The sequence below is a fragment of the Variovorax atrisoli 110B genome (genome assembly GCF_000382045.1).
GTDB lineage: Bacteria > Pseudomonadota > Gammaproteobacteria > Burkholderiales > Burkholderiaceae_C > Variovorax > Variovorax atrisoli.
This window is the reverse complement of sequence record NZ_KB907457.1, coordinates 244,327-262,854: the sequence shown is the minus strand read 5'-3', so window position 1 is coordinate 262,854 and position 18,528 is coordinate 244,327. Positions and strand designations below refer to the sequence as shown.

At 69.3% G+C, this 18,528-nt stretch carries 17 protein-coding genes; 7 read left to right on the top strand and 10 right to left on the bottom strand.

Annotated elements, in window-relative coordinates; translation table 11 throughout:
• The first annotated feature begins 64 nt into the window (after positions 1 to 64).
• The 3 genes from G369_RS0122625 to G369_RS0122615 are packed head-to-tail and all read left to right on the top strand — an operon-like array spanning position 65 to position 3,960.
• A complete protein-coding gene (locus tag G369_RS0122625) occupies positions 65 to 1,177 on the top strand; it encodes a CaiB/BaiF CoA transferase family protein (protein ID WP_019656323.1) in 1,113 nt (370 codons plus the stop codon).
• Between the two features lie 31 nt (positions 1,178 to 1,208).
• Positions 1,209 to 2,768: a long-chain-fatty-acid--CoA ligase gene (locus tag G369_RS0122620; protein WP_019656322.1), complete on the top strand. Its 1,560-nt coding sequence runs from the start codon at positions 1,209 to 1,211 to the stop codon at positions 2,766 to 2,768.
• Positions 2,769 to 2,811: 43 nt separating this feature from the next.
• Positions 2,812 to 3,960, top strand: coding sequence for an acyl-CoA dehydrogenase family protein (locus tag G369_RS0122615; RefSeq protein WP_019656321.1), 1,149 nt, complete (start codon positions 2,812 to 2,814; stop codon positions 3,958 to 3,960).
• 21 nt (positions 3,961 to 3,981) lie between these two features.
• Here G369_RS0122615 and G369_RS0122610 read toward each other — a convergent pair whose 3' ends face one another.
• The 4 genes from G369_RS0122610 to G369_RS0122595 all read right to left on the bottom strand — a co-directional run bounded on the left by G369_RS0122610 (position 3,982) and on the right by G369_RS0122595 (position 9,248).
• On the bottom strand, positions 3,982 to 4,359 hold the full coding sequence (locus G369_RS0122610; RefSeq protein WP_019656320.1) for a hypothetical protein: 378 nt from the start codon (positions 4,357 to 4,359) through the stop codon (positions 3,982 to 3,984).
• 73 nt (positions 4,360 to 4,432) lie between these two features.
• The gene (locus G369_RS36185) at positions 4,433 to 5,485 is read right to left on the bottom strand and encodes an AP2 domain-containing protein (RefSeq protein WP_244164371.1); all 1,053 of its coding nucleotides are present in this window, start codon (positions 5,483 to 5,485) and stop codon (positions 4,433 to 4,435) included.
• Positions 5,486 to 5,493: 8 nt separating this feature from the next.
• Entirely contained in the window at positions 5,494 to 6,345 is an 852-nt protein-coding gene (locus tag G369_RS0122600; RefSeq protein WP_026346551.1) for an AP2 domain-containing protein, read from the bottom strand.
• A gap of 221 nt (positions 6,346 to 6,566) precedes the next feature.
• A complete protein-coding gene (locus tag G369_RS0122595; RefSeq protein ID WP_019656317.1) occupies positions 6,567 to 9,248 on the bottom strand; it encodes a winged helix-turn-helix domain-containing protein in 2,682 nt (893 codons plus the stop codon).
• Positions 9,249 to 9,350: 102 nt separating this feature from the next.
• Between G369_RS0122595 and G369_RS0122590 the strand changes: the two genes are divergently transcribed.
• The 3 genes from G369_RS0122590 to G369_RS0122580 all read left to right on the top strand — a co-directional run bounded on the left by G369_RS0122590 (position 9,351) and on the right by G369_RS0122580 (position 12,601).
• Complete coding sequence (locus G369_RS0122590) at positions 9,351 to 10,133, top strand: SDR family NAD(P)-dependent oxidoreductase (RefSeq protein ID WP_019656316.1); 783 nt, start codon at positions 9,351 to 9,353, stop codon at positions 10,131 to 10,133.
• Positions 10,134 to 10,181: 48 nt separating this feature from the next.
• On the top strand, positions 10,182 to 11,360 hold the full coding sequence (locus G369_RS0122585) for an acetyl-CoA C-acetyltransferase (RefSeq protein WP_019656315.1): 1,179 nt from the start codon (positions 10,182 to 10,184) through the stop codon (positions 11,358 to 11,360).
• Between the two features lie 71 nt (positions 11,361 to 11,431).
• The gene (locus G369_RS0122580) at positions 11,432 to 12,601 is read left to right on the top strand and encodes a GGDEF domain-containing protein (RefSeq protein ID WP_019656314.1); all 1,170 of its coding nucleotides are present in this window, start codon (positions 11,432 to 11,434) and stop codon (positions 12,599 to 12,601) included.
• A 33-nt stretch (positions 12,602 to 12,634) separates the two neighbouring features.
• Here G369_RS0122580 and G369_RS0122575 read toward each other — a convergent pair whose 3' ends face one another.
• The 6 genes from G369_RS0122575 to G369_RS0122550 form a co-directional block, all read right to left on the bottom strand.
• On the bottom strand, positions 12,635 to 12,985 hold the full coding sequence (locus tag G369_RS0122575; RefSeq protein WP_019656313.1) for a hypothetical protein: 351 nt from the start codon (positions 12,983 to 12,985) through the stop codon (positions 12,635 to 12,637).
• 29 nt (positions 12,986 to 13,014) lie between these two features.
• On the bottom strand, positions 13,015 to 13,854 hold the full coding sequence (locus G369_RS0122570) for an alpha/beta hydrolase family protein (protein ID WP_019656312.1): 840 nt from the start codon (positions 13,852 to 13,854) through the stop codon (positions 13,015 to 13,017).
• Between the two features lie 51 nt (positions 13,855 to 13,905).
• A complete protein-coding gene (locus tag G369_RS36180) occupies positions 13,906 to 14,823 on the bottom strand; it encodes a DMT family transporter (protein ID WP_019656311.1) in 918 nt (305 codons plus the stop codon).
• A gap of 56 nt (positions 14,824 to 14,879) precedes the next feature.
• Positions 14,880 to 15,644 (bottom strand): helix-turn-helix domain-containing protein, encoded by a 765-nt coding sequence (locus tag G369_RS0122560; RefSeq protein WP_019656310.1) that lies wholly within the window; start codon positions 15,642 to 15,644, stop codon positions 14,880 to 14,882.
• A 37-nt stretch (positions 15,645 to 15,681) separates the two neighbouring features.
• Positions 15,682 to 15,951, bottom strand: a complete 270-nt coding sequence (locus G369_RS0122555; RefSeq protein ID WP_019656309.1) for a hypothetical protein — start codon at positions 15,949 to 15,951, stop codon at positions 15,682 to 15,684.
• A gap of 138 nt (positions 15,952 to 16,089) precedes the next feature.
• Positions 16,090 to 16,761 carry a nitroreductase gene (locus tag G369_RS0122550; RefSeq protein ID WP_019656308.1) on the bottom strand — a complete coding sequence of 224 codons (672 nt, stop codon included), beginning with the start codon at positions 16,759 to 16,761 and terminating at the stop codon, positions 16,090 to 16,092.
• A gap of 120 nt (positions 16,762 to 16,881) precedes the next feature.
• Here G369_RS0122550 and G369_RS0122545 point away from each other — a divergent pair, with 120 nt between their 5' ends.
• Positions 16,882 to 18,522 (top strand): long-chain-fatty-acid--CoA ligase, encoded by a 1,641-nt coding sequence (locus G369_RS0122545; protein ID WP_019656307.1) that lies wholly within the window; start codon positions 16,882 to 16,884, stop codon positions 18,520 to 18,522.
• Positions 18,523 to 18,528 lie beyond the last annotated feature (6 nt).

Genomic DNA, 18,528 nt, shown 5'->3' with positions numbered 1-18,528 from the left:
CGCTTTCGACGATGCGGCGCCAGGGGGGCGGCGCCAAGATGCCTCCACACACAGGAGACAGACCATGGCAGGTCCACTGCAAGGCCTTCGGGTGATCGAGATGGCGGGCATCGGCCCCGGCCCGTTCTGCGCGATGCTGTTCGCCGACATGGGCGCGGAGGTGATCCGCATCGAGCGCCCCGGCACGCGCACCGCGCCGCACGACATCCTCGCGCGCGGGCGCAGCACGCTGCAGGTCGACCTGCGCGCGGAGGGCGCCGCGCAATCGGTGCTCGACGCCATCGCCAGGGCCGACGTGCTCATCGAGGGCTTCCGCCCCGGCGTGATGGAGCGCCTGGGCCTCGGCCCCGCCGAATGCCACGCGCGCAACCCGCGGCTGGTTTACGGCCGCATGACCGGCTGGGGCCAGCACGGGCCGCTTGCGCATGCGGCGGGGCACGACATCAACTACATCGCCATCAGCGGCGCGCTGCACGCCATCGGCCGCGCGGGCGAGCCGCCGGTGCCGCCGCTGAACTACGTGGGCGACTTCGGCGGCGGCGCGATGCTGCTGGCATTCGGCATCCTCGCCGCGCTGCACGAGGCCAAGGGCTCGGGCCAGGGCCAGGTGGTCGATGCCGCCATGACCGACGGCGCGGCGCTGCTGTCGGCCATGATGTACGGCTTCAGGTCGGCCGGACAGTGGAGCAGCCAGCGCGGCGAGAACATGCTCGACGGCGGCGCACACTTCTACGACACCTACGCCTGCGCCGACGGCAAGTACGTGGCCGTGGGCGCCATCGAGCCGCAGTTCTACGCGCTCTTGCGCGAGCGCTGCGGCATCGCCGACGACACCGCCTTCGACGCGCAGATGGACGCCGACCGCTGGCCGATGCTCAAGCTGCGCATGGCCGACGTGTTCCGCACCCGCACGCGCGACGAGTGGTGCGTGCTGCTCGAGGGCAGCGACGCCTGCTTCGCGCCCGTGCTCGACTGGGACGAGGCCCCGGAGCACCCGCACAACGTGGCGCGCGGCACCTTCGCCAACCTGGGCGGCGTGGTGCAGCCCGCGCCCGCGCCGCGATTCAGCCGCACCGCGCCGACGGTGCCTCAGGCCACTGCCGGCGAAGACGGCTCCGCCGTGCTGCGCCGCTGGGGCGTGGCGGCGGAAGCCATCGCGCCGCTGTGCGGGGCTTGAACAGAGAAAACAAGAACGGAGACAGCCACCCATGTTCCTCACCCAACCCCTGCACAAGGGCCGGCGCGAGAAGCCGAAGGGCACCGCCATCGTCTGCGGCGCCACGCGGCAGGACTTCGCCACCCTCGCCGATCGCGTCGCGCGCCTGGGCGCGGTGCTGAAGCGACTGGGCATGGCGAGCGGCGACCGCGTCGGCATGATGAGCCTCAACTCGCACCGCTTCGTCGAATACTTCTTCGGCACCTGGTGGGGCGGCGGCGTGATCAATCCGGTCAACATCCGCTGGAACCCGAAGGAGGTCGCCTATTCGCTGGACGACTGCGACACCCGCATCCTGCTGGTGGACGACCTGTTCGTGCCGATGGTGCCGGCGCTGCGGCAGCTCTCGGCCTCGCTGCGCACCGTGGTCTATTGCGGCGACGGCGCGGTGCCCGAGGGCATGGTGGGCTACGAGGCGCTGCTGGGCGAGGCGCAGCCCATCGAAGATGCGCCGCATGCGCCCGACGAACTCGCGGCCATCATGTACACCGGCGGCACCACCGGGCAGCCCAAGGGCGTGATGCTCACGCACGGCAACCTGTGCATCAACGCGCTGAGCACCGTGGCGGCGCTGCCGCGCGATGCGCAGAACGCGGTGGCCCTCGTCGCCGCGCCCATGTTCCACGTGGCCGGCTGCGGCGCCACCATCCAGAACATGCTGCGGCTCACGCCCACGCACGTGCTGCCGATGTTCGACGAGCTGGCCGTGCTGCAGGCGGTGCAGTCCGCGCGCATCACCGAGATGTTCATGGTGCCGACCATGATCAAGCGCGTGATCGAGCATCCGCGCTTCGCGGAGTTCGACCTGTCTAGCCTGCGGCTGCTGTTCTACGGCGCGGCGCCCATCGACGCCGCGCTGCTCGACCAGGCGATGCGCGCCGTTCCGGGCGCCGCCTTCGCGCAGGTCTACGGCATGACGGAGCTGTCGCCCGTGGTCACGGCGCTGTCGCCCCATTGCCACCTGCCCGGCCCCGATCGCTACCGGCTGCTGCGCTCCGCCGGCACGCCGGTGCCCATCGCCGAAGTACGCATCGTCGACGGCGAAGACAACGAGCTGCCGCCCGGCCAGGTCGGCGAGATCGTCGCGCGCGGCCCCATGGTCATGAAGGGCTACTGGAACAAGCCCGAGCAGACCGAGGCCGCGCTGCGCGGCGGATGGATGCACACCGGCGACGGCGGCTACATGGACGACGAAGGCTTCGTCTACGTGGTCGACCGCATGAAGGACATGATCGTCAGCGGCGGCGAGAACGTGTATTCGGCCGAGGTCGAGAACGCCATCGCGAAGATGCCGCAGGTGCTGATGTCCGCGGTGATCGGCGTGCCGGACGACCAGTGGGGCGAGCGCGTGCACGCGGCGATCGTGCGGCGCGAGGGCATGGCGCTGGAGGCCGAGGCCGTCATCGCCCACTGCCGCGAGCACATCGCGAACTACAAGTGCCCGCGCAGCGTGGAGTTCCGCGACGCGCTGCCGCTGTCGGCGGCCGGCAAGCTGCAGAAGTTCCAGCTGCGCGAGCCCTTCTGGGCCGGCAGGCAACGGCGCGTGGGCTGAGCCGCGGGATCCGGCAGAAACAAGGAAAGCAAAGGAAGACAACATGGCCATCGATTTCCGCCGCTCCTGGAGCGACGAAGACCTGGAGCTGTACCGCGACAACGTGGTGCGATTCATCGAGACCGAAGTGCTGCCGCACGACGAGGAGGCCCGCAAGCGCGGCCACGTGGGCCACGAGGTGTGGCGCAAGGCCGGTGCGCTCGGCCTGCTGTGCGCCGACATTCCCGAGGAGTACGGCGGCGCCGGCGGCGACTTCCGCCACGAGGCCGTTTTCTACGAGGAGATGTCGCGCCGTGCGCTGACCGGCATGGCGACCTCGGTGCACAGCATCGTGGCGCACTACTTCCTCAACCACGGCACCGAGGCGCAGAAGCGCCACTACCTGCCGCGCATGGCGCGCGGCGAGTTGGTCGGCGCCGTCGCCATGACCGAGCCGGGCGCGGGCTCCGACCTGCAGGGCGTGCGCACCCGCGCCGAGAAGAAGGAAGGCGGCTACGTCGTCAACGGCTCCAAGACCTTCATCACCAACGGCTTCCTGGCCGGCGTGGTGCTGGTGGTGTGCAAGACCGACCCGACCCAGGGTGCCAAGGGCACCTCGATCCTCATCGTGGAGACCGAGGGCTGCAAGGGCTTCCGCGTGGGCCGCGTGCTCGACAAGATCGGCATGAAGGCGCAGGACACCTCCGAGCTCTTCTTCGACGACGTGCGCGTGGGCGCCGACGCGCTGCTCGGCGGCGTGGAGGGTCAGGGTTTCTTCCAGCTCATGAGCGACCTGCCCTATGAGCGCACCATCATCGGCCTGAGCGCGCTGGCCACCATGGAGGGCGCCTACCAGGCCACGCTCGACTACGTGCGCGACCGCAAGGCCTTCGGCAAGCCCGTCGCCGAGTTCCAGAACACGAAGTTCAAGCTCGCCGAGATCGCCACGCAGATCAAGGTGGGCCGCGCCTTCATCGACCGCTGCATCGAGGACCTGGTGGCCGGCAGGCTCGACACCGCCACCGCCTCCATGGCCAAGCTCTGGGGCTCGGAGGCGCAGGGCCGCGTGATCGACGAGTGCCTGCAGCTCTTCGGCGGCTACGGCTTCATGAACGAATACATGGTGGCGCGCATGTACGCCGATGCCCGGGTGCAGCGCATTTACGGCGGCACCAACGAGATCATGAAGGAGGTGATCGCCCGGGCCCTGTGAGGCCCGGTTCTCCGGGCACGCTCAGGACAGCCGCCTGATCTGCGCCCGAGCGATCTCGCGGTGGGGGTAGGAGGGCGACAGCCCGATGAACTGCGTGTACTTCTCGCGCGCGGCCTCGGGGTTGCCCGCGTCCTCCAGCTCCAGCGCCTCCATCGTGTACTGGGTGAAGAGCAGGTTGGCATCGCTCTCGCGCGAGTCGGCTGCCAGCGACCTGGGCTGCAGCTCGGGCTGCGCGGCGTAGAGCTGCCGCTGCACCTCGATCACCTCGATCAGCGCGCGGCCGATGCGCTGGATGTTCTCGTCCACGGGTCCGAGATCGGTGCTGCGCACTTCCGCCGCGGCCTGGTCCATCAGGTGCGACGCGACGCGCAGCAGCTGGTGCAGGTGCTTGTGATTCATGGGCGGGCCGCTCCGCGCGGGCGGCCTTCCCCTGGCCTCGCGGCGCGCGCGAGGTCTCTTCCTTGCAATGGACTCATCCGTTGTTCCGCCTCGTGCCGGTCGTCGCGCGGACGCCGGCCTCGGCTTTTCCTCTCTGATGTCGTTCTTCTTCCCCGGCCGCAAGCTGCTTCAGGGCGAGCTGGTTCGCGCGTTCGGCGATGGCCATGTTCTTCGCCGCCTCGGCGCCGTACGTCTTCACCGAGAAGGCCTTGCTCACGCTGCCCTTGCCGGCGGTGTAGGTGATGGCGAGCCAGTAGCCAGGGTGGCTGGGGTTGGGCGCCTTGAAATGCACGCCGCTCACGCCGCTGGTGTTGTTGCGCCGGGTGATCTCCGACTTCGAGCGCTTGGGTTCGCGCGGCCCGGCAGGGTGGGCTGACAGCCCCATGCGGATCGCCTCCTCGGCCGGGTGGATGCGCGCCAGCCCGGTCATGCGCTTGAGCTGCTGTGCGCGCTCCTGGATCGCGAGCGCCTGCGCGTCGTCGCCCAGCTCGGCGACGGAGAAATCGGTGCGCAGAATCTCGTCGGGCGCGATGTAGGTCTTGGCCATCCAGGCGCGCACCCGGCCGCTGGGCGCGAGGTGGTGGAACACGCCGGTCACGCCGGTGCTGTTGTTGGCGCGGGGTTTCTCGGCCCGCGCACTGCGCGGCAGCGGCGGCACGCTGCGCACGATGTGGTCGCGCCAGTCCTGCGCGTGAAGCAGCGCCTGTTCCGCGCCGCCGTAACTGGCCTTGCCGAACAGCCTGTGATGGCGGACGCCGTTGCGGACGATGGAGACTTCGAAACCCCAGGACCTGGCGTAGATGCCATACATGGCTGCCGGGTTCGGTACACCTTTGGGCATTCTCGATGTGATGCTGCTGCTTGCGTACTCAGCATCGCCGATGCTGATTCCGATGGGCTCCCCGGCTCGCGCGTCGCCGTCGCCATTGCGGTGGCTATCGGGCGCGCATTTTTCGCAGCTATTCTGGCCGAAGCGCCGCCATGAATCCGTCCGGGCGGCGGAGGCGGTCGGAAAAATATCCCCGGCGGCCCGCGCCGGGCACGGATATCCGCCGGCCGCCGCGCGAACGGCGCCGGGCGCGGACATCCACGGAATCACTGCGCCGGCCTCGCCTCGGCGGCGGCCATGCCGTGCAGCAGGGAGGAAGCCCGGGAGGGCTGGTCGGGCAGGAAGGGGATGGAGATCGCCGGCGTCTTCGCCGCGGCGCTGCTTTCCTGCTGCATGAACGCGTGCTTCTGCTCCAGCTGGCGCTGGCGTTCCTCGATGGCCAGCTGCTTCGCCTTCTCGGCGCCGTGCTCCTTGATGGAGAAGGCCTTGCTCACGCTGCCCCGGCCGGCCGTGTAGGTGATGGCGAGCCAGTAGCCCGGATGGCCCGGGTTCGGCGCCTTGAAATGCACGCCGCTCACACCGCTCGAATTGGTGCTGCGCTTGATCTCGGACTTGGAGCGCTTGGGCACCAGCGTCTCGGCCGGAGAGGCCGGTGGGCTCGTCCGGATGGACTCCTCGGCCGGATGCAGCCTGGCCAGGCCGTCCATGCGTTCGAGCTGCCGCGCCCGCTCCTCGATGGCCAGCGCCTGCGCCGCGTCGCCCACCGTGTTCACGGGAAAGTCGGTGCGCAGGATCTCGTCCTGCCCGATGTAGGTCTTGGCGACCCAGGCCCGCACCTTGCCGCCCGGCGCGACCTGGCAGAACACGCCCGACACGCCGGTGGTGTTGTTGACGCGCAGCTTCTCGGCGCGCGTGCGCCGAGGCACCGGCGGCACGCTGCGCACCACGCCGTCGCGCCATTCCTGCGCCTGGCGCAGCGCCTGGGCGTCGCCGCCGTAGCTGGCGCGGCCGAACTGCTGGAAATAGCGCTTTCCGTTTCGCACGATCGACACCTCGTAGCCCCAGCTGCGGGGGTAGATGCCGTACATGGCTGCGGAGTTGGGGATTCCTTTGGGCATGGTGCTTCGGCTTGAGTCCGCTCTCTGGTTCTTGCATGGCTTTCCCGCCGGGCGCTGGGGGGGCGGCGCCGGGCGAGGATTCCCAGGCGCCGCGATGCGCCTTGCGCTATCGCGGCAGTTGGAACACAGAGGGAAATGCTAGGGAAGCAGGCACCGGTGGGGTATCACCGGAATCCGTAGTTCAGGGGGTAGGCGGCGCCGGAAGGAGGCCGGATGTAAGGCTATCGGATGACACCCAGCCTGCGCGCGATCGCCACCGCCTGCGTCCGGCTCTTCGCGTCCAGCTTCATGTTGATGTTGCGCAGGTGCGTGCGCACCGTGCTGTCGGAAACGAAGAGCTTCTCGGCCATCGCGCTGTTCGAGTAGCCCTCGGCCAGCAGCTGGAGCACGCGGATCTCCTTGCGCGTGAGCGGCTCCTTCATCGCCTCGCCGCCGGGGGGAGCCTCCGACTCGGCCGGCGCCGGCATCGGCCCCACGGCCTGCAGCAGCCGCTGCAGGTGGTCCGCCAGGATCGGGTCGCCGGCGCCGCCTTCCTGCATCGCGGCGGCGCTGCGGTGCACCAGCGTGCCCACGGCCGGGCCCTCGTCGAGGATCAGCCGCATGAAGCCCTCCTGGCTCGCGGACTGCAGCACGCCGGCGAACTCCTCGGTGGCGGCGGCCGGGTCGCCGGCGCGCTGCAGGGCCAGCGCACGCAGCACCCTGAGCTTGAGCGCGCGCCGGTTGCGGGCCGCGGCGAGCGCGGCGTGCAGTTCGGCGTCGAGCACGGACAGCGCCGCGCGCGCATCGCCGAAGGCGATCTCCCAGCGCGCCTTGGCCAGCGCCAGGTAGTCGAGGTCGTGGGCCGGCAGGCGCTGGCGGCGCTCGCGGTCCCACAGGGCGGGGTCGTCGGCGCGCAGCAGCTCGTCGTGCGAGGCGGGGCCGTTGCCCTGCAGCAGCAGCATGCGCGAGCGCTCCAGCTTGGCGCCGGCCACCACGCGCGGCAACTGGCGCTGGTGGCCCAGGTACTCGAGCTCGGTGAGCGCCTGGAAGGCCGCGTCGATGTCGCCCGCGTGGAAGGCCAGCCGCGAGCGCATCGCGTGGCTCAGGATCATGTGGTCGGGCAGGCCCACGTCGCGCGCCAGCGGCAGGTAAACGTTCAGCAGGCGCTCGGCCTGCACGAGCTGGTTGGTCTCGTACACGGCGCCCGCGTAGAGCACGCCGGCCCATGCGTTGCCGTGGCTGTGGTTGTACGACACGGCGTGCGTGGAATCGACCGCCATGCGCAGCCGCGCGGTGGCCTGCCGCAGCCGGCCTTCGTGCAGGTCGAACAGGCCCGCCAGCGACTCGGTGTACATGCGGTTGAAGGCGCTGTTGCCCTGCTCGCGCCGGGCCGCGTCGAGCAGCCGCTGCGCCTCGTGCTGGTCGCCGCGCACCGCGAGGATGTGCGCCATCGCGTTGAGCAGCACGCTGTCGGCGAAGGCCAGGCCGGTGGGCAGGCGCGCCAGGCTCTGGCGGCCGGCCTCGTAGGCCTCGTCGTGGCGGTCCTGCATGGCCAGCAGCAGCGGCACCAGGGTGTGGGCGCTCGCGCGCACCTCGGCGATGGGACTGTCGAGGCAGCCCGATTCGTCGAGCTGTCGCATCGCGTCCCACGGGCCGTGGGTGAAGCAGGTGGCCCACAGCGAGATCGGCTGCAGGAACGGATGCCCGCGCAGCTGGTGCTCGGGAATGGCCGAGAACCAGCGCGCCAGCATGCGCATGCGGCCCTCTTCGAGGAACTGCGCGGCGTGATGGTCGAGCAGGTTCAGCGCATGCGGATGGTCTCCGCCCTCGATCGCATGGTCGATGGCCGGCACCGGTCGGCCGTGCGATTCGTACCAGCCCGAGGCCGCAAGGTGCAGCCGCGCAGGCTCGCCGGGCATCTCGCGCGCGAGCTGCGCGCGCAGGAAGTCGGCGAAGAGGCTGTGGTAGCGCCACGCATCGCCATCGCCGCTCACCGGCGTGAGGAACAGGTTCGACGCGGCCAGCTGCTCGAGGATGGCCGCGCAGTCCACACGCGGGCACAGCGCCTGGCACACCGATGCGTCGAGCTGCCTCAGGATGCTGGTGCGCAGCAGGAAGTCGCGGATCTCCTTCGGCTGGTGCGCGAGCACGTCCTCGGCGAGGTACTCGGCCACCGCGCGGTCGGAGCCCGAGAAGCGCTCGACAAAAGCAGTGGCGGTGGCGCCCGCCGAGCCCGCGCCGTGGCGCTCCAGCGCCATCGACGCGAGCCAGATCGCCGCCACCCAGCCCTCGGTCTTGCGGTGCAGCAGCGAGAGCATCTCGGCCGGCAGCGACTGGCGCAGGCCGAAGAAGGCGCCGGTCTCCTCCAGGCTGAAGCGCAGCCGGTCGGTGTCGATCTCGGTGAGCTGCCCGCGCGCGCGCAGCCGGCCCAGGCCCAGGTCGGGCAGGCTGCGCGAGCCGATCACGATCTGCCCGCGGCGCGGCAGGTGTTCGACGATCTCGCGCACCAGCCCCAGCACGGCCGGCTCCTGCACCCGCTCGAAGTCGTCGAGGAAGAGCGTGAAGGGCGACTCGTGCGCCGCCAGCGCGGCCACCGCATCGAAGGGGTTGTTGCCGCCGTTGCCGCGCGGGTCTTCCACGCCCAGGCGCTGCACGGCCTCGGCCAGGCAGTCGAGGAAGCGCGAGACATCGTTGTCGGCGCGGTCCAGCGTGAGCCATGCGGTGGCGATGCCCCGGGCCTCCATGCGCTCGCGGATCTGCGCCATGGCGGTGGTCTTGCCGAAGCCGGCCGGCGCGCGCACGAGCACCAGCTTCACGGCCGCCGAGGCGACCTCTTCCCCGATCGCGGTGCGCGGCACCTGCGTGGCGACGAAGGCCGGGGGATTGAGCTTTGTTTCGAGGATCCGGGGGGTGGACGGCTGCATGCGGCGCTGAAATCCCGTCGTTTCCGACGATGTGTGCGGCCGATTCTGCTTCCTAAACTGGACGGGGACAAACCGTTCAAGACACCTCGAGGACTCCAGCAGATGCAACTCGATTCCAGCATTGCCGCCGTGGTCACCGGCGGCGCCTCGGGCCTGGGCGCCGCCACCGCGCGCCGGCTCGCGGGCCACGGCGTGAAAGTCGCGCTCTTCGACCTCAACGCCGAGCAGGGCGAGGCGCTGGCCAAGGAACTCGGCGGCATCTTCTGCAAGGTCGACGTCACGTCGGAGGAACAGGTGGACGCCGCCTTCGCCAAGGCCCGCGCGGCGCACGGCCAGGAGCGCGTGCTCGTCAACTGCGCCGGCACCGGCAACGCGGTGAAGACCGCGAGCCGCGACAAGGCCACCGGGGAGATCAAGCACTTTCCGCTCGCGAATTTCGACCGCATCATCCAGATCAATCTGGTGGGCACCTTCCGCTGCATCGCCAAGTCGGCCGCCGGCATGCTCACGCTCGACATGCTGGAAGACGGCGAGCGCGGCGCCATCGTCAACACCGCCTCGGTGGCCGCGCAGGACGGGCAGATGGGCCAGGCGGCCTACACGGCCTCGAAGGCCGGCATCGTCGGCATGACGCTGCCCATCGCGCGCGACCTCATGAGCGAGGGCATCCGCGTCAACACCATCCTGCCGGGCATCTTCGACACGCCGCTGCTGCAGGGCGCGCCCGACAACGTGAAGGCCGCGCTGGCGGCCTCGGTGCCGTTCCCGAAGCGGCTGGGCAACCCGGCGGAATACGCGACGCTGGCCGAACTGATGATCACCAACGGCTACTTCAACGGCGAGAGCGTGCGGCTCGACGGGGCCATCCGCATGGCGCCGCGCTGACACGCCACCCGAACCCGCACAGATAGACAGAAACACAGGAGAACTCCCATGCCCGAAGCCTTCATCGTCGCCGCCGCCCGCACCGCCGGCGGCCGCCGCAACGGCCGCCTCGCCGGCTGGCACCCGGCCGATCTCGCAGCACAGGTGCTGAACGCGCTGGTGGACCGCACCGGCGCCGACCCGGCGCTGGTCGAAGACGTCATCATGGGCTGCGTCGACCAGGCCGGCGAGCAGTCTTCCAACATCGCGCGCAACGCGGTGCTGGCCTCGAAGCTGCCCGAGTCGGTGCCGGCCACCTCGGTCGACCGGCAGTGCGGTTCGTCGCAGCAGGCGCTGCACTTCGCGGCGCAGGCCGTGATGTCGGGCACCATGGACATCGTGATCGCCGCCGGGGTGGAGAGCATGACGCGCGTGCCCATGGGCATGCCCGTCACGCTGCCGCTGAAGAACGGGCTGGGCTTCTACGTGAGCCCGCTCATGGCCAAGCGCTACCCCGACGTGCAGTTCAGCCAGTTCACCGGCGCCGAGATGATCGCGAGGAACTACGGCATCGAGAAGGACGAGCTCGACCGCTATGCGCTGGAAAGCCACCGGCGCGCCATCGCCGCCACCAGGGCCGGCCATTTCGAGCAGGAGATCGTGCCCGTGTCGGTGCGCATGGCCGACGGAACCGAGCCCGGCGAGCAGCACACTGTGGACGAAGGCATCCGCTTCGACGCCACGCTGGAGAGCATCGCGGCCGTGAAGCTCATCGCCGAGGGCGGGCGCTGCACCGCGGCCACCGCCAGCCAGATCTGCGACGGCGCCAGCGGCCTGATGGTGGTGAACGAGCGCGGCCTGAAGACGCTGGGCGTGGAGCCGCTCGCGCGCATCCATCACATGAGCGTGATGGGGCACGACCCGGTGATCATGCTGGAGGCCCCGCTGCCGGCCACGCAGCGCGCGCTGAAGAAGGCGGGCATGAAGATCTCCGACATCGACCTGTACGAGGTCAACGAAGCCTTCGCGCCGGTGCCGCTGGCCTGGCTGCAGACGCTGGACGCCGACCCGGCGCGGCTCAACGTGAACGGCGGCGCGATCGCGCTGGGCCATCCGCTGGGCGCGTCGGGCACCAAGCTCATGACCACGCTCGTGCATGCGCTCGGCCAGCGCGGCAAGCGCTACGGCCTGCAGACCATGTGCGAGGGCGGCGGCATGGCCAACGTGACCATCGTCGAGCGGCTTTGACGCGTCGGCAGGCCAGGCGCGGGAGGCCGCCTGCGGGGCGGGGAATGCCGATGCCAACATAATCGGGGTCCATGGGCGCCTCGCCATCCATCCTCGATCCCCGTTCCATCATCCTGCTTGCGGGAGTGATGGGTGTCATGATGGCCCTCGTGGTCTTCTTCATGCAGCGCAGCTATCCGCGCACCATCCAGGGGCTGGGCGACTGGGCGAAGGCCCCGCTGGTCGCGTTCGTGAGCACCATGCTCTTCGCGGCGCGCGGGTACTTTCCCGACTTCCTCACGATCGTGGTCGCCAACTTCGTGCTGTACCAGGCCTGCATCCTGTACTACGCCGGCAGCCAGAAATTCCTGTTCGGCCGCAGCGACACCCGCAGCTGGACGGTGCTGAACTGCGTCCTGACGGCGGCGCTGTTCTGGTTCGGCATCGTGAAGCCCGACTTCGAGATGCGCCTGCTGTTCGTCACCCTGGCGGTGGCGGCGCTGTTCTTCCGGCACGCGCAGCTCTACATGCGGCATGCGGGCGAAGTGTTCGGCAAGCGGCTGATGACCGGGCTGCTGCTGGCGCAGGCGCTGGTGGCGGCGCTTCGCTTCGTGTCGGTTGTGGCCGGGATGGCGGGCAACGGGCTCATGGAGGGCTCGTGGATCCAGTCGATCTATATCAGCATGTACTCGTTCACCGTGCTGCTGCTGTCCATCGCCGTCATCCTGATGGCCACAGACCGCGTGCACACCGAGTTCGAATACCTCGCCACGCGCGACCCGCTGACCGGCGCGCTCAACCGCCGCGCCGTGCTCGAGGCCAGCGAGCGCGCCTTCTCCTCGGGCGAGCGCGGCGGCGCGCTGCTGATGGTGGACCTGGACCACTTCAAGGACATCAACGACCGCTTCGGCCACCAGATGGGCGACGCCGTGCTGCGCGAGGCGGTGCGCCGCATGCAGCGCGCCATCGGCGACAAGGGCGTTCTCGGCCGCTATGGCGGCGAGGAGTTCGTCGTGCTGCTGCCCGAGGCCGGCCAGTCCGAGGCGATGGCGATCGCGGCGCGCCTGAGGCACGCCATCGGCGAGCCCTTCCCGGCGGACTCGAGCATGGCTGTCGTCGGCTCGATGGCCGTGAGCATCGGCGTGGCGGCCGGCGCGAGCAGCGCAGGCGGCTCCAGCATCGACGACATGCTGGCGCTGGCGGATGCGGCGCTCTACCGCGCCAAGGCGATGGGGCGGGATCGGGTGATTGCTGCGGCCTGAGCGATTCGGCTGGCGGGATGTGCGCGGGGAGCTTCATCCACCGGCGTCGGCATCGACGCGCTCGGCGTTGCATCTTGCACAGTAGCGGGCCGCAGGCGTACGAAGCGGCGTGTCGCGTACGTGGCACGGTGGGCCGTAGAGGCTCAGGCGGTGATGCAGGATCGCATTCGGATTGGTTTCCCTGAAGCCCGTGATGCGTTCGTACGCCGCCACCGTCAGGTAGCCGAGGCCGCGCTCCCGGGCTTCGGCGAGGCTGCAGCCGGTTTCCTCGCGGTATCGATTCATCTGCGCGATGTAGCTCATGGGATGCGCAACCTGCCACTCTTCCTCCGTGAGCATCGGCATGTCGGTCTGGCAGCGCCAGCAGTAGAGGGTGCGTGGCATGGGGTGGGTTCAGGCGGAGATCATGGCGCTCATTGCCCCAGGTAGGTTTCGACCGCCGGCCCCCACAGGTCCTGTCGCACGATCAGCATGTGGCCGTTCACGCCGGGAGCCAGCGTGTAGACCTCGAAGCTGCCCTGACCCCCCGCGGCCGTGAACGCTTCGAAATTCATCCGGCTGTGGGCGATCGCGTAGAAACTGTCCTTCTCGCCGTACAGCCAGAGCGTGGGGCGGGTAAACGCCGCGCCACGCCTGAAGCTCACGGGATTGATCGCGTCGGCCGATCTGTTGGGGCACTGGTCGCTCATCCATCCGCCGACGAAGTTGATCGCACCACGGAACACGCCCGGCCGGGTGCCGGCATAGGCGATGGCGAGAATCCCGCCGCGCGAATGGCCGGCGATCTCCATGCGCCGGGTGTCCACGTCCGGATTCGCCTGCAGCCAAGCGACGGCTGCGTCGATGTCCGCAAGTGCGTGCTCGAAGCCGGCCAATGACAGGCCCGGATCGCAGCTGTAGTGCTCGCGCTTCGGTGTGAAGCCCTCGTCGTAGAGCCCGTCCGACTGGCCGCGCCCGCGGCGCTGCGGAAATGCGACCAGCCAACCGCGCTGGGTGAACCATCCGGCGAGGCGCTCGGGTGCCCAGGTTTCCTTGAAGAGCGCCGGGTTGTTGCCGATGCCAGTGGAGCCGTGGTTGAACACCACGGTCGGAAAGGGGCCGGAGCCTCCGGGCTTGTAGATCACCATCTCCAGCGTGACCGGTGCACCGCCCTCGGCGAACGGCGTGGGCACACGGACCGTGCTGCGTTCCTGCGCCCAGCAGGAAGCGGCTGCGAAAACGAGCGAGGCGGCAAGAGCGAAGAGCTTTTTCATTGCGCGGGCATCCCTGACGATCTGCCGCATTCTGCCCGCGACCCCGAGCCGCTAACCCGCAGCGTGCGCTCCCCGCTTCGGACTCCACCTTGCCGCGCCGCTCGCCAGCACGATTCCCGGCACCACCAGCGACAGTGCCGCCAACGCCGCCCCAGTGACGGGCTCGTTCATCCAGGCCGCGGCGCCCAGCGTCGTCAACACCGGTACCAGCGCCGCCGACAGCGACGCACGCGGCGCGCCCAGCCGCGCGACGGCGACCATGTAGACCACCAGCCCGAGAAGGCCGGCGACCACGCCCTGCGTCGTGGCCTGCAGCGCGACGTCGGGCCACGGGGCTGCCAGCAGCTTCGGCACGCCGGCGAAGGGCAGCACGAGCATCGACAAGAGCAGCGTCGACCAGCCGTTCACGAATGCCGCGCCCTGCCATGGCGTGAGTCCGCAGTGCGCGAACGCGAGCGAGTGCGCGGCCCACAGCATGGCCGCGGCGAGGAAGAGCAGGTCGCCGCGCCAGCCGGTCGAGCTGGTGCCGCCGCGAAAGCTGTCTGCCGCGAACAGCGCCATGCCGATCGCGATGCAGGCCAGTCCGGCGAGCCTGATGCCTTCGATCCTCTGCCGCTTGTGCAGCCATGCGCCGATGGCCGTGAACAGCGGCAGGCTGCCCGCCATGAAGATGCCCATGTGGCTCGCGGGTGCCCATTGCGCACCCGCGAGCACCAGCAGGCCGAATGGCAGTCCACCGCCGGCGACGAGCACCGCGAGCACGGGCAGCGATGCCTTCGGGGCGATGCGCTCGCGGCCGAACCACAGCGGCATGAGCAGCAGTGCAGGAATGCCGTAGCGAAGCAGCGCAAGGTCGATCGGCCCGAGCGTGGTGGTCACGCCGTGCCGCGACACGAGCTGCCGTGCGCTGCCGATGAAGGAGGCGGCCAGCGCGGCAAGCAGGCCAGTGAGGAGGTTGCGATCCAGCATGGCGGCGAGTCTCGCGACCGCACCCGCTGGCGGCTATCAAATTCGTGCGCCGGCCGTCAGGCCAGAGCGCGCCGGGCTTCGCCCAGCGTCACGCCCACGTCGCGCCTGAATACCGCGCCCAGGTGGCTCTGGCTGCAGTAGCCGAGGTCGTGTGCGATGCCTGCGAGGTCGGTGTCGCCATCGGCCAGGCGCTCCAGGGCAGAGGCGATGCGCAGGTGCTGGCGGTATTGGTGAAGGCTCAGGCCCGTCTGCAGGCGGAAGCTGCGTGCAAGGTGAAAGGGGGAGCGCGAGACTGCGTCGGCAAGTTCGCGCAATGAAAGCCGTGCCTCGCGATCGGCGGTTTCCGCAAGCAGCTGCTTGGCGCTCGCGACCGCGCTGGTCAGCGGCATCTGCTGGTGCGATGTCTCGAGTTCGGCGACCAGCGATGCGATGGCCGTTGCTCCGCCGTCGCCCCTGCGCAGTTGGCGTTGCGCCAGGTGAACCCGGTACAGCGACTTCGGCGAGAGCCGGCGGAACGCAGGCGTTGAGTCGGTACGTGCCGGCCGGTGCCGGCTGACCACGACGCTTTGCCTAACTGCGCGCACCACTGGGCGCAGCTGATAGATCATGGCATCGACCAGATGCATGGCGGTCAGTGCGTCGACCTGCCAGGTGCTGTCGCCCCAACGCACGTCGAGCACCGTACGACCTGCGGGGAAGATGATGCGGCGCGATTCGATCGTGTAGGGGCCGCTCCAGCCAAGCTCGTCCTTCGCATGCGAGCGCAGGTGCTCCACCGTGAAATCTTGTCCGGCATAGAGGAGCGTGCGGTCGTGAGGCATGGCTCAGCCATTTTGCGCGCCGGATGGCCGCTGGCGGTTACTTGTCTTCGCTGCTGCCGTCCTCGCCCCAGCGCCAGCGCGCGGGCTCACCCTTGAGCCAGCAGACCGCGACCAGCGCCACGGTCGGAATCGCGATGCCGAGCAAGAAGCGCAGCGGTTCGTGTTCGGGATGAAGGGCATACACCGCGGTCAGCACCAGCGCGGCGTAGATGGCGAGGACGACCCAGCCCTGCCAGCGGTGAGGGAGGCCCCAGCCCCAGCCGTAGCGCTTGGCGGGGAACCAGTAGGACTCTTCTTGTTCGCGCATCGGGTCTCTCCTTGCCGGGCGAGGCGATTCTTCGGTCTCTTCTCGTGCCCGTGCGATTTCTCGCGAGCACGGCCGTGCGGATTCTGTCCGCCTCGCCTGAAGAGATCCTGAGCACCCTTTGCTCGAAGAACGGCGCGCTCAGATCCCCACGAACTCCGCCACCTCCGACAGCGCCGCACGCTCGGTCACCAGCCCATCGAGCGGCCGGCTGCGGTCGGCGTAGCCGATGGCCATGCCGGTGAAGAGCATGCGCTCGGGCGGCAGGCCGATGAAGCTGCCGATGGTCTGCGGGTAGATCGCCCAGCATTCCTGCGGGCAGCTGTCCAGGCCCTCGGCGCGCAGCAGCAGCATCACGTTCTGCAGCAGCATGCCCAGGTCGGACCATTGCGGGGGGCCCATGCGGCGGTCGACGCTGCAGAAGAGCGCGAGCGGCGCGCCGAAGAACTGGTAGTTGCGCGCGAACCATTCGCGGCGCGCGGCCTTGTCCTCGCGCGGAATGCCCAGGCGCGCGTACATCGCCTCGCCGACGGCGAAGCGGCGGTCGCGGTAGGGCGCGACCAGTTCGCGCGGGTAGATGTCGTACTCGCTGCCTTCGCCGGCGGGCGCTTCCTTCACGCGCGTGCGCATGATGGCCTTGAGCTCGGCGAGCTTCTCGCCGCCCACCACGTGCAGGTGCCAGGGCTGCAGGTTGCCGCCCGAAGGTGCGCGCAGCGCCTGTTCGATCACACGGCGGATGACGTCGCCGGAGACGGGCGTGTCGAGAAACTCGCGCACCGAGCGGCGGGTGGCGATGGCGTCCTGAACGTTCATTCCAAAGTCCTCTTGGGGGGATGCTAGGGGCAACCCTCGGATGCGCTCAATCGTCCGTTCCGACGATGCCGCGCGGCGTGGCCCCTGCCTAGCATCCGCCCAGCGTACAGGAGACAAGACATGTTCGGATTGATGCAAGACCGCCCGCTGCTGATCTCGTCGCTCATCGACTATGCGGCCACATTCCATCCGCACGCGGAGATCGTGGGCCGCACCGTCGAGGGGCCGGTGCATCGCACCGACTATGCGCAGATACAGCGCAGTGCCAAGCAGGTGGCCAATGCCTTGAAGACGCTGGGCATCGAGCCCGGAGACCGCGTGGGCACGCTCGCGTGGAACACATGGCGGCACCTCGCGCTGTACTTCGGCGTGTCGGGCTCGGGCGCGGTGCTGCACACGGTGAACCCGCGGCTCTTTCCGGAGCAGATCGACTACATCGTCAACCACGCGGAAGACAAGGTGCTGTTCTTCGACACCACCTTCGCGCCGCTGGTGGAGAAGCTCGCGCCTGCGCTGAAGTCGGTGCGCGCCTTCATCGCGATGACCGACCGCGCGCACGTGCCGCCCGTCGACGTGCCCAACCTGCTGTGCTTCGACGAGCTCGTCGGTTCGCAGAGCGAGAAGTACGAGTGGCCCGAGTTCGACGAGCGCACCGCGTCGTCGCTCTGCTACACCTCGGGCACCACGGGCAACCCGAAGGGCGTGCTGTATTCGCATCGCTCGACCGTGCTGCACTCGCTGATGGAGTGCGCGCCCGACACCTTCGGCGTCAACTCGCAGATGACGCTGCTGCTCGCGGTGCCGATGTTCCACGCCAACGCATGGGGCATGCCGTACGCGGCGGCGATGACCGGCATGAAGCTGGTCATGCCCGGTCCGCACATGGACGGCCAGAGCCTCTACGAGCTGATGCGCGACGAGAAGGTCGGCTTCTCGCAGGCCGTGCCGACCATCTGGCTGATGCTGTTCCAGTACTTCGATGCGCACCCCGAGATCGACACGCGCGCCATCGGCCTCAAGCGCATCGGCGTGGGAGGCGCGGCCACGCCGCGCAGCATGATCGAGCGCTTCGAGCGCGACTTCGGCGCCGACTTCGTGCAGGGCTGGGGCATGACCGAGACCAGCCCCATCGGCGTGATCGGCAACCTGCTGCCCAAGCACCTGTCGATGCCGAAGGAAGAACAGCTGCGCGTGAAGATGCGCCAGGGCCGCGGCGTGTGGGGCGTGGAGCTGAAGATCGTCGGTGACGACGGCCAGCGCCTGCCGCACGACGGCAAGGCCTTCGGCCACCTGCACGTGCGCGGTCCGTGGATCGCGAGCGGTTACTTCAAGGGCGAGGGCGGATCGGTGCTCGATGCCGAGGGCTTCTTTCCGACGGGCGACGTGGCCAACATCGACGAGGACGGCTACGTGCAGCTCGTCGATCGCGCGAAGGACGTCATCAAGTCGGGCGGCGAGTGGATCTCGTCCATCGACCTCGAGAACTCCGCGAGCCTGCACCCCGCGGTGGCCGAAGCGGCGGTGATCGGCATCGCGCATCCGAAGTGGCAGGAGCGTCCGCTGCTCATCGTGGTCAAGCGTGCGGGGATGGAAGCCACGCGCGAGGAACTGCTCACATTCCTCGCGGAGCGCGTCGCGAAATGGTGGCTACCGGAAGACGTGGTCTTCGTCGACAGCCTGCCGCATACAGCCACCGGAAAACTGCTGAAGACGAAGCTGCGCGAACAGTTCAAAGGTTACGTGGCGACGACATCTGTTTGACAGTTC